This is a genomic window from Qaidamihabitans albus, assembly GCF_016464705.1.
Classification (GTDB): Bacteria; Actinomycetota; Actinomycetes; order Mycobacteriales; family Pseudonocardiaceae; genus Qaidamihabitans; species Qaidamihabitans albus.
Genome location: NZ_JAEHOB010000023.1, coordinates 55,362 through 65,859 on the forward strand (window position 1 = coordinate 55,362; position 10,498 = coordinate 65,859).

The window sequence follows — 10,498 nt, forward strand, 5'->3', positions numbered from 1 at the left end:
GAGGCGTCACGGTAGCGTCGGGGGATGGCTGGCAGCGTCTCCGAACGGGCTCATCTCCGGTTCGCGCTCGCGGTGCACCGGGCGAACGCGGGGCACGGCCGCGACGCGTGTTACTCGCCGTACTCGGTGGCCAGCGCCCTCGGCCTGGTCACCCGGGCGGCGCGCGGGGACACCGCGGGCGAGGTGGCCGGGCTGCTCGCCGGGGGTGTCGACGGCCTGGAGGAACAGGCGGAGCTGCTGCGCAAGGCCGCCGTGCTGAACGCGCACGGCGGGCAGGACGAACCGGTGCTCGCCGTGTCGAACATCCTGTGGGCCTGGGACGCCCTGCCGATCGACACGGGGTTCCTCGACGAGCTCGCCGCCTGGCCGGGCGGCCGGGCCGCCGCGGCGCCGTTCGTCACCGATCCCGAGGGTGCCCGCGCCCGGATCAACGCCGATGTCGCGCGCACCACGCAAGACCTCATCCCCGAGCTCCTCGGACCCGGCTCCGTCGCCGACGACACCGTGGCGAGCATCGTCAACGCGCTCTACCTGCGCGTCGGCTGGACCTACCCGTTCCGGGCGGAGGACACCGCGGAGGCCGACTTCCACGCCCCCTCGGGCACCCGGCGGGTGCCGACGATGCGGCAGTCGGAGCAGCTCGGCTACGCCGCGCGCGACGGCTGGCAGCTCGTGGCTCTGCCCGCGGTCGGCGGGGTCGAGGCCGTCGTGCTGCTGCCGGATGCCGAGCTCGGCGCCGCCGAGTCCACCCTGGACGAGGCGTTGCTGTCGGATCTGCTGTCCAGCAGGCAGAACCCGCAGGTGAACCTGTCCGTGCCGAAGTTCTCGCTGGACTTGCGTAGCGAGCTCACCGAGACGTTGAAGGCACTGGGCGTGCGGACCATGTTCACCCGCGAGGCGGACTTCGGGTCCCTCTCCGCCGATCCCCGGCTGGTCGTGTCCGACGTGCTGCACGAGGCGGTGCTGCGGGTGGACGAGAGCGGCCTGGAAGGAGCGGCGGCCACGGCGGTGATGATGCGGCTGGTCTCGATGCCGGCGGGCGAGCCCGTCACCGTGGAGGTGGACCGGCCCTTCCTGCTGCTGGTCCGCCATGCCGATACCGGCGCCGTCTACTTCCTGGCGCGGGTCGTCGAGCCGTGAGCCCGACAGGCACCCTGCGGGCGGTGGTGTCGCAGCCGGCCCGGGAGCCGGCGTCCACCGCGGGCAGGCGGCTGTGGCCGGGCGTCGCCGACGCGGCTGCGCTGCTCGGCTTCGCCGTGGCCGCCTTCCTGATCTACCGTCCACTGTGGATGGATCTGGAGCGCGGCTACCTGTCGAGCAGTGTGCAGGACCAGAACATGTGGGAGTGGTTCTTCGCGGTCACGGCGCATTCGGTCGCCAACCTGGAGAACCCGCTGTCGAGCACGCTGCAGAACTTCCCGCTCGGCGTGAACCTGATGTCCAACACGGTCATGCTCGGGGTGGGCGTCCCGCTCACGCCCGTCACGCTGGCGTTCGGCCCCACCGTGACGTGGGCGCTCGCGCTGACCGGGGGCCTCGCCGGGACGGCGGCGGCGTGGTACTGGGTGCTGTCGCGGCACATCGTGCGCACCCGGATCGGCTCCGCGGTGGGCGGTGCGTTCTGCGCCTTCGCACCGCCGATCATCTCCCACGCCAACGCGCACCCGAACTTCGTGGTGCTCTTCGTCCTCCCGCTCATCGTGCTGTGGCTGCTCAAGCTGGCCCGCGGCGAGCGGCCGGTACGCAACGGGGTGATCCTCGGACTGCTGCTGGCGTACCAGGTCTTCCTCGGCGAGGAGCCGCTGCTCATCGCGGCGACCACGCTGCTCGTGTTCGCCGGGGTCTACGCGCTGTCCAGGCCCGAGGAGACGCTGGAGCGGGCCCGGCCGCTCGGGATCGGGCTCGGCGTGGCGGCGGGGGTCGCGCTGGTGCTCGTGGCGTTCCCGCTGTGGTGGCAGTTCTCCGGCCCGCAGAGCTACAGCACGCTCGAACACGGCTTCGTGGGCAACGACGCCGCGGCGTTCACCACGTTCGCCACCGAGTCGGTCGCCGCCAACGCGGAGGCGGCGAAGGACCTCTCGCTGAACCGCACCGAGGAGAACGCGTTCTTCGGCTGGCCGCTCGTCATCCTGATGGTCGTCGTGACCGTGTGGCTGTGGCGGGTGGCGGCGGCGCGCGCGGTCGCGGTGGCGATGTTCGCGATGGCGTGGCTGTCGATGGGCGTCCTGCTCGTGGTCGACGGCACCGCCACCTCGATACCGGGGCCGTGGCTGCTGCTGTTCGACCGGCCGCTGTTCGACTCGGTGCTCGAGTCCCGGTTCGCGCTCGGTTGCGTGCCGGCCATCGGCATCCTGCTGGCGATGGGCACCGAGCGTGCGCTGCGGCTGGGCGGGAACGTCCCGGAGTGGCGCCTGACCTGGCGGGTGGTGTGGTTCGGGGCCCTCGTGCTCGCGCTCGTGCCGATCGCGCCCACCGAGCTGCGGGTCGGTGAACGCGACGTGGCCCCTGCGTTCTTCACCGGCGGTCTGTGGCGCGATCACATCGAGCAGGGCGGGTCGCTGGTGGTCGCGCCGCTGCCCGACACCGGTGACGCCGAGGCACTGCACTGGCAGGTCGAGGCCGGTTTCGGGTTCGCGCTCGTGGAGGGCTATTTCGTGGGGCCGGGCACCGACGGCCGCGGCCGGTACGGGGCGCTGCGGCGGCCCACCTCGGAGCTGCTCGAGGAGGCGGACGAGTCGGGCACGGTGCCGCAGATCACCGCGGAGGACCGGGCGGCCGCCGCCGAGGACCTGCGCTACTGGCGCGCGGACGCGGTGGTGGTCCGCGCGCACGCCGGCGCGGACCCTGTGCGCCGGACCGTGGAGCTGCTGTTGGGCCGGGCCGGGCAGGTGATCGGCGGCGTCCACCTCTGGGACCTGCGCCCGCCGCCCACCCCCTCGTGAGTGCCCACGCGAGTGAGAACGCCGGTTGCCACTCACGACGTCTGACCAGCACAAACGGCCGCTGTCACATCTCGCGTCGCCGTCTCGTCCTCCGGGGTGAACCACGTACCGAAACCGAGGAGGGCTCATGCCACGCATCAAGGGACTGTCGACCAAGCAGGCCGGTCCGCTCGTGCGGCTGGCGTACCGGTTCGCACGGCGCCGTTACGGCGCGGTGCCCGAGCCGTTCACCGTGTTCGCGCACCACCCGCGTTTGATGCGGGCGGCGTCGGTGCACGAGCTCATGACCGGGCGGGCCGCGCGCACGCTTCCGGTGAGCGTCCGCGAGCTTGCCGTGTACCGCACGGCGGTACGGCTGGGCTGCTCATGGTGCGTCGACTTCGGCACGATGCTGCAGAAGCACGAGGGGCTGGACATCGAGCGGCTGACGAGCATCGACGACTACCTGACATCGCCGAAGTTCAGCCGGCAGGAGCGGCTCGCGATCGCCTACGCCGACGCGATGACCGACACCCCGGTCCGTGTCACCGACGAGCAGGTGGCCGAGTTGGAGCGGGAGTTCGGTCGCCGGGGCGTGATCGAGCTGACGTACCTGATCGGGCTGGAGAACCAGCGGGCCAGGGTCAACAGCGCACTGGAGATCACCGACCAGGGCTTCACCTCGGGCGACGCGTGCCGGATCCCCGTACCGGCCGACGTCGACTCGTGAGTGCCCACGCGAGTGAGAACTCGTGTAGCCACTCACGAGGCAGGGGGCACCCGGGTGAGCTTGTCGGGGTTCGCCACGTCGTAGATCGCGACGATCCTGCCGTCGCGGATGGCGAAGGTCTGCACGTGGGCGTCGAGGTCGCGGTAACCGTCACCGCCGGGCGCCGTCGGCGTGTAGATGCCCAGGTCGCCGTTGACCACCACCGGCCGGGACGACGCGAACGCGCCCGGCCGGTACGTCTTGAGCAGGCCCTGGAAGAAGCGCAGGATCTTGTCGGCACCGGCCATGATCCTGCGGGCCGTCCTGGCCTTGCCGTCGGAGTCGCCGATGAGCACGACCTCGGGGTGCAGGACCTCGGCCACGGCGCGCACGTCCCCGGCGAGCATGGCCGTCACGAACCGCTCCAGCACCTCGCGCTGCTCGGCGAGGCCGGCCCGGGGCGGCGGGTCCGCGTCGGCGAGCGCACGCCTGCCCCGCGAGCCGTGCTGCCGCGCGGCCGCCGGCGAGCAGCCGAGGATCCCGGCGATCTCGTCGAAGGGCACGGCGAACGCGTCGTGCAGCACGAAGGCCACGCGCTGCTCCGGAGTCAGCTTGTCGAGCACCACCATCGCGGCCATCCGCACGCCGTCGTCGCGCACGACCGCGTCGAGCGGGTCCTCGCCGGGCGCCCGGTCGGCCGGTGTCACGATCGGCTCCGGCAGCCACTCGCCGACGTAGCGCTCGCGGCGGGCCGTCGCCGAGCGCAGCCGGTCAAGGCACAGCCTGCTCACGACGGTGGTCAGCCAGCCGCGGAGGTCCCGGATCTCCGCGTGGCCGCGTGCGGGCAGTGAGCTCAGCCGCAGCCACGCCTCCTGTACCGCGTCCTCCGCGTCGGCCAGTGACCCGGTGAGGCGGTATGCCACCGCGACCAGGTGGGAACGGTGGGCGGTGAACGCCGCGGACAGCGCATCCTCGGTGACGGCCATGGTGGTGAGTATGGCCCCGCCCGCGCACCTCCGTCAGCGCGCTAGGCGACACGGCCTAGAGTGAAACCGTGGCGGGACGGATCCGGGAGAGCGACATCGCACAGGTGCGTGAGCGCAGTCGGATCGACGAGGTCGTCGGTGAGTACGTGGCGCTGCGCCGGGCCGGCGGCGGGGCGCTGAAGGGGCTGTGCCCCTTCCACGAGGAGAAGACCCCGTCGTTCAACGTGCGCCCGACCCACGGCACCTTCCACTGCTTCGGCTGTGGCGAGGGCGGCGACGTCATCAAGTTCGTCATGCAGATCGAGCACCTCGGCTTCGTCGAGTCGGTGGAGCGCCTCGCCGACCGCATCGGCCTGCACCTGACCTACGAGGGCGGCGGCGGCAGCGTCCAGCGCGACCGCGGCACGCGGGCCCGGCTGGTCGAGGTGCACAAGGCCGCCCAGGAGTTCTACGCCGAGCAGCTGCTGACGCCGGAGGCGCGCAAGGCCCGCGACTTCCTCAGCGAGCGGAGCTTCGACCAGGTCGCGGCAAGGAAGTTCGGTTGCGGCTTCGCGCCGGCGGGCTGGGAGCGGCTGACGAAGCATCTGCTCAACAAGGGGTTCGAGCTGAACGAGCTCTACAAGGCGCAGATCTCCAAGGAGGGCAGGCAGGGCGCGATCGACCGGTTCCACCGGCGGCTGGTGTGGCCGATCAAGGATCGCGGCGGTGACATCGTCGGCTTCGGCGCCCGGCGGATCTTCGACGACGACCCGATCCAGGCGAAGTACCTCAACACGAGCGAGAGCCAGATCTACAAGAAGTCGCAGGTGCTGTTCGGCCTCGACCTGGCCAAGCGGGAGATCGCCCGCAGGCACCAGGTCGTGGTGGTCGAGGGCTACACCGACGTGATGGCGATGCACGAGGCGGGTGTGCCGACCGCGGTGGCCTCCTCGGGCACGGCGTTCGGTGACGAGCACATGCGGGTGCTGCGGCAGCTGATGATGGACGACGACGCCTTCCGCGGTGAGGTGATCTTCACCTTCGACGGTGACGAGGCGGGGCAGAAGGCGGCGCTGAAGGCGTTCGAGGGCGACCAGACCTTCGCCGGGCAGACCTACATCGCCATCGCGCCGGACGGCATGGACCCGTGCGAGCTGCGGCTCGCCAAGGGCGACGCGGCCGTGCGCGACCTGGTGGCCCGCCGGACGCCGCTGTTCGAGTTCGCCATCCGCAGCATCCTGCGCGAGTACGACCTGGATTCGGTGGACGGCCAGGTCGCGGCGCTGCAGCGGACGGTGCCGCTGCTGGCGCAGATCAAGGACAGGGCCAAGCGCGACGGGTACGCCACCAAGCTGGCGTGGTGGGTCGGCTGGCAGGACGAGGCGATGGTGGTGCGCCGGGTCAGGGAGAGCACCGGCGTCCCGGTGAAGCCGAACCACCGGCGGGCCGCGGCGAGCACGAACGGCTCGGCGCCTGCGGACGACCTCGCGCGGCCCGATCCACGGCATCCGGAGCTGCGCGCGCAGCGGGAGGTGCTGAAGGCGGCGCTGCAGGAGCCCGCGCTGACCGGGCCGGAGTACGACGCGCTGCCCGAGGACGCGTTCACCCACCCGGCGTATGTGTCCGTGCACCGCGCGGTGCTGGCGGCCGGTGGTACCGGGGGAGGGCTGGCCGGCCCGGCGCTGATCGACGCGGCGAGTCAGCACGCGGCACAGGGCACCGTCCGGTCGCTGATCTCGGAACTCGCGGTCGAGCCGCTGAAGGCCAAGGGCGAGGTGGACGTGCGCTACATCTCCAGCGTGCTCGCGGCCGTGCAGGAGAACCTGGTGGCGCGGCAGATCGGGGAGCTGAAGTCGAAGTTGCAGCGCCTGTCGCCGGTGGAGGCGGCCGACGACTACCGCGCGATGTTTGGCGACCTGGTGGCGCTGGAGCAGTACCGCAAGGCACTGCGGGATCAGGCCGTCAGCAGGATGGATTGATGAGCTGGCTGAGCAGGTTGTTCGGGGAACAGGTGCCCGAGGAGATCCGGGGCGGGCTCGCCGAGGGTGAGCACGTCCTGGCGTCCGGTGCGGTGGCCACGGGCGGGCACGTAGCCGTCACCGCGCTCGGCCTGTGGGTGCCGGAGGGCGCCGGGGCACGCCGGATCGGCTGGCACCTGATCAGCAAGGCGGTGTGGTCGGGCGACACCCTGGCCGTCACGGAGGCGCAGGTCACCGCGCACGCGGGGAAGGCGGTGCTGCTGGCCGACCGCGCACCCGTCCGGTACGTCCTGCCGAAGCCGGGCCGGATCCCGGTGATGGTGCGCAGGCGGGTGGAGGGCTCCATCCGGTCGCGGCACCGCAAGGACCTGCCGGGCGAAGGCGGCGCGTGGTTCGTCGCGCGCAAGCTGCCCGGCACGGACGGGGTGGTACTCCAGGTGCGGCCGGATCCCGGTACCGACACCGGACCGCTGGCCGCGATCGCCGAGGAGGCCGCCGAGCAGCTGGCGGGCCCGTAGTCCTAGCAGTACGCTCGTACTGGGAGGCGATATGTGGGACCCGGTGAGCTATCTGCGCTACGGCGACCTGCGGGCACGGCCGTTCTTCGAGCTGACGGCGCGGATCGACGCCGAGGCACCGCGGCGGGTCGCCGACCTGGGCTGCGGCCCGGGGAACCTGACGGTGACGCTCGCCCGGCGGTGGCCGCATGCCAAGGTCGAGGCGATCGACGGCTCGCCGGAGATGGTGGCGGCCGCGCGCGAGGCGGGTGTCGATGCCCGGGTCATGGACGTGCGCGACTGGACACCGGCGCCGGACACGGACGTGGTCGTGTCCAACGCCGTGCTGCACTGGGTTCCGGAGCACCGGCGGCTGCTGCGGGAATGGGTCGCCGCGCTGCCCGGCGGCGCCTGGATCGCCGTGCAGATGCCCGGGAACACGAACGCGCCTTCGCATCTCCTGGCCAGGCGGCTCGCCGAGAGTCCACGCTGGGCGCCGAAGCTGGCGGACGCCGCGCGGGAGGGGGAGGCGGTCGACATGCCGCAGGAGTACGCCGAGCTGCTGGCGGGGGAGGGCTGTGCCGTGGAGGCCGTGGAGGCGTGGGAGACGACCTACATCCAGCGGCTCGGCGGGCGCGATGCGGTGCTCGAATGGATCAGCGGCACCGCGCTGCGGCCCGTGCGAGCGGCGCTGGAGCCCGAGGAGTGGCAGCGCTTCCGCGCGGAGCTGGCGCCGATGCTCGACGAGGCCTACCCGCCGCGCGACGACGACACCACGTGGTTTCCCTTCCGCAGGGTGTTCGCCGTCGCGCGGACCGGTTAGCGCTGGCCGGCCCGGCGACGGCCGTCGGCGCTGTAGGGCGCCTGCTCGCCGATCTTGCGGGCCAGCGGGACCCGTTCGCCGAGCTTCTCGCCGACCTTGGCCCGGGCGACGCCGGCAGCGCCCTGGACGGCGGGGTGATCGGCGATCCCGCGATAGGTACGCACGATCTGCTCGTATCGCGCGCGCCCGGCACGCGCGCCGAGCACGTAACCGACCGCTGCGCCGAGCAGGAAGGTCTTCATGTTTTGCGCCTCCTCGTGGCTGGTGGTCGTGGCCCCATTGTCCCCCAGCGGCGTGCCCGGCGCGCGGGCGTCGCAACCCGGGGGTGCTGCACGAGGTGGATCAACGATGCGTTAGAGTTCTTTCTTGTCGGCCGGGTTGGCCCCGGACCGGCGCGGAGCATTCCCCCATAGCTCAATTGGCAGAGCATTCGGCTGTTAACCGGAGGGTTGCTGGTTCGAGTCCAGCTGGGGGAGCATCACCCCAGGTCAGCGGCCTGGGGTTGCCTGCTGTCAGGCGTCATACTCGGTCGACCCGCCACTTTCCCGCCCCGGTGTCCTCGGTGAACATGCCTTCCAACGCCGCCGCCGCTTCGTTGGTTACCCGGCGTTGCCGGTGGTGCTTCCGGCGACGTCGGGTGTATTGCCGAGCTGGTCCCCGATCGCACTGCGGGCGAGTACGTCGACCCGTCGAACGTGATCAACGGGTATCCGGATGCCATGGAGGCCGTGGGCTACGGCTGCGTGACCTCGCACGTGTTCCGCAAACGGTGGCGACCGTGCTGGATGAGGCTGACCTGTCACGGTGAACGACGATTCGTGCTGTTGCTGCTGTCTGCGGTCACGCTGTGTCACCAGCCGGGACGTAGCCGCCAGTGCACATCAAGGCCCAACCTCGCGTCAGCGCAGCAGGGCACGCAGGACCGCCTCGGCGCGTGCGGCGTCGGGTTCCTCGCCGGTGATGACGCGGGTGTGAATGTAGGCCTCGGTGATGCGGACAGCGGTGTAGGCGAGATCATCGAGCGGTACCTCATGCGAGACCAACTCGGCGGCACGATCTTCGGCGATGAGGTCGCGAACCAGGCCGAGGTAGCAGTGCTGGTACTCGCCGGACATGCTCGTGAGCAGGTTGAGCGCGAAGCCGGGCTCGTCGCGAAGCAGTTTCTGCATGCCGGCGTGGTTGTTCACGTCCCGGACGAACATGGTCAGGGCGGCCGCGGCCCGCGGGCCGGCAGCCACCGTGGCCCGATAGGCAGCGAAGCTCTTCTGGGTGGCCGACCACAGCACCTCGGTAATCAGCTGCTCGCGCGAGCCCACCCAGCGGTACAGGGTGACCCGGTTGACACCGAGTTCGTCAGCCAGTCCCTGCATCTCGATGCGCCTCCCAGCCGCGAAGCGGCGTCGCGCTACCGCGAACGCATCCAGCACAGTGGGTCGCCGGCGCGCGGTGCCCTGGTCGAGCGCGCGTTGCAGCGCGGTGCGCCCTGCCGCGGGCTCGTTCAATGAGGGAAGGGCGATCAGTCGTGGACGTCCAAGGCAGCTGTGATGTGCGATTCGAATCCGTGCGAGACGCGTTCACCGAACAGATCCGGTCCGGCAACGAGCTTGGTGCCAGCGTCGTTGTCGACGTCGACGGCCGCACCGTCGTGGACATCTGGGGTGGCTGGTGCGATGCCGAACACCGCACGCCCTGGGCCCGGAACACCATCACCAACGTCTGGTCAACGACCAAGACCGTGTCCAACCTCGCGGCGTTGATGCTGATCGACCGGGGGCGGCTCGACCCCTACACGCCCGCCGCGAAGTACTGGCCGGAGTTCGCCGAGAACGGCAAGGACCACGTCGAGGTCCGGCACATCCTCAGTCACACCTCCGGCGTGTCCGGTTGGGAAGCGCCGATCAGCCTTGCGGACATGTACGACAGTGCGTCCGCCACTCGACGACTCGCGGCCCAGGCGCCGTGGTGGGAACCGGGCACGGCGTCGGGCTACCACGCACAGAACCAAGGTCATCTCGTCGGCGAGTTGGTGCGCCGCGTGACCGGCAAAGAGCTCAAACGCTTCGTCGCCGAGGAGATCGCCGGACCGCTGGACGCCGACTTCCGGATCGGCGCGAGCGACGCCGACCGGAACCGGATCGCGCCGGTTACGCCCCCTCCGCCATTGCCGTTCGACATGGACACCCTGGACCACGACAGCCCCAAGTACAAAACGCTTCGCGGACCATTGACCGATGCCCTCGCCGCCAACACCACAGCCTGGCGGCGCGCCGAACTGGGCGCACTCAACGGTCACGGCAACGCACGCTCCGTGGCTCGCATCCTGAAAGCGCTCGCATTGGACGGCACGATCGACGGCGTGCGACTGCTGTCGCCCGACACCATCGGTCTGATCTTCGATGAGCAGAGCCACGGAGCGGATCTTGTTCTTGACATCCCGCTGCGATGGGGTATCGGCTACGCGCTTCCCGAGACCGAGACAGTGCCCTACGTGCCGCAAGGACGAGCCTGTTACTGGGGAGGATGGGGTGGTTCGCTCGTCATCGCGGACCTCGACGCCCGCACCGGGACTGTCCGGGTAACGGTGGATCTGGTCTTGGTCTGATC

The 10,498-nt window shown here is 70.9% G+C and carries 10 protein-coding genes and 1 tRNA gene; 8 read left to right on the top strand and 3 right to left on the bottom strand.

Annotated elements, in window-relative coordinates; translation table 11 throughout:
* Nucleotides 1-24: 24 nt before the first annotated feature.
* The 3 genes from JAP66_RS29325 (at nt 25) to JAP66_RS29335 (ending at nt 3,651) form a co-directional block, all read left to right on the top strand.
* Entirely contained in the window at nt 25-1,140 is a 1,116-nt protein-coding gene (locus JAP66_RS29325; protein ID WP_199435114.1) for a serpin family protein, read from the top strand.
* On the top strand, nt 1,137-2,942 hold the full coding sequence (locus JAP66_RS29330; RefSeq protein WP_372449022.1) for a glycosyl transferase: 1,806 nt from the start codon (nt 1,137-1,139) through the stop codon (nt 2,940-2,942). The genes JAP66_RS29325 and JAP66_RS29330 overlap by 4 nt, the downstream gene beginning before the upstream one ends.
* Before the next feature lie 127 nt (nt 2,943-3,069).
* The gene (locus tag JAP66_RS29335; protein WP_199435115.1) at nt 3,070-3,651 is read left to right on the top strand and encodes a carboxymuconolactone decarboxylase family protein; all 582 of its coding nucleotides are present in this window, start codon (nt 3,070-3,072) and stop codon (nt 3,649-3,651) included.
* Nucleotides 3,652-3,683: 32 nt separating this feature from the next.
* Here the strand turns inward: JAP66_RS29335 and JAP66_RS29340 are convergent, their stop codons facing one another.
* A complete protein-coding gene (locus JAP66_RS29340) occupies nt 3,684-4,616 on the bottom strand; it encodes a sigma-70 family RNA polymerase sigma factor (RefSeq protein WP_199435116.1) in 933 nt (310 codons plus the stop codon).
* Nucleotides 4,617-4,684: 68 nt separating this feature from the next.
* On the opposite strand from JAP66_RS29340, the gene dnaG reads away from it, so the two are divergent.
* The 3 genes from dnaG to JAP66_RS29355 are packed head-to-tail and all read left to right on the top strand — an operon-like array spanning nt 4,685 to nt 7,894.
* Nucleotides 4,685-6,574 carry a DNA primase gene (gene dnaG / locus JAP66_RS29345; RefSeq protein WP_199435117.1) on the top strand — a complete coding sequence of 630 codons (1,890 nt, stop codon included), beginning with the start codon at nt 4,685-4,687 and terminating at the stop codon, nt 6,572-6,574.
* The gene (locus JAP66_RS29350; protein ID WP_199435118.1) at nt 6,574-7,092 is read left to right on the top strand and encodes a hypothetical protein; all 519 of its coding nucleotides are present in this window, start codon (nt 6,574-6,576) and stop codon (nt 7,090-7,092) included. Before dnaG ends, JAP66_RS29350 begins: the two co-directional genes overlap by 1 nt.
* 31 nt (nt 7,093-7,123) lie before the next feature.
* Nucleotides 7,124-7,894: a trans-aconitate 2-methyltransferase gene (locus tag JAP66_RS29355; RefSeq protein ID WP_199435119.1), complete on the top strand. Its 771-nt coding sequence runs from the start codon at nt 7,124-7,126 to the stop codon at nt 7,892-7,894.
* Here the strand turns inward: JAP66_RS29355 and JAP66_RS29360 are convergent.
* Nucleotides 7,891-8,136: a hypothetical protein gene (locus JAP66_RS29360; RefSeq protein WP_199435120.1), complete on the bottom strand. Its 246-nt coding sequence runs from the start codon at nt 8,134-8,136 to the stop codon at nt 7,891-7,893. The two genes, JAP66_RS29355 and JAP66_RS29360, sit on opposite strands and share 4 nt — an antisense overlap.
* A gap of 161 nt (nt 8,137-8,297) precedes the next feature.
* Here JAP66_RS29360 and JAP66_RS29365 point away from each other — a divergent pair.
* Nucleotides 8,298-8,370: transfer RNA gene (locus tag JAP66_RS29365), tRNA-Asn, on the top strand.
* Between the two features lie 423 nt (nt 8,371-8,793).
* Here JAP66_RS29365 and JAP66_RS29370 read toward each other — a convergent pair.
* Nucleotides 8,794-9,396: a QsdR family transcriptional regulator gene (locus JAP66_RS29370; protein ID WP_199435121.1), complete on the bottom strand. Its 603-nt coding sequence runs from the start codon at nt 9,394-9,396 to the stop codon at nt 8,794-8,796.
* Nucleotides 9,397-9,455: 59 nt separating this feature from the next.
* Here JAP66_RS29370 and JAP66_RS29375 point away from each other — a divergent pair, with 59 nt between their 5' ends.
* A complete protein-coding gene (locus tag JAP66_RS29375) occupies nt 9,456-10,496 on the top strand; it encodes a serine hydrolase domain-containing protein (protein WP_307849770.1) in 1,041 nt (346 codons plus the stop codon).
* The last annotated feature ends 2 nt before the right edge of the window (nt 10,497-10,498 follow it).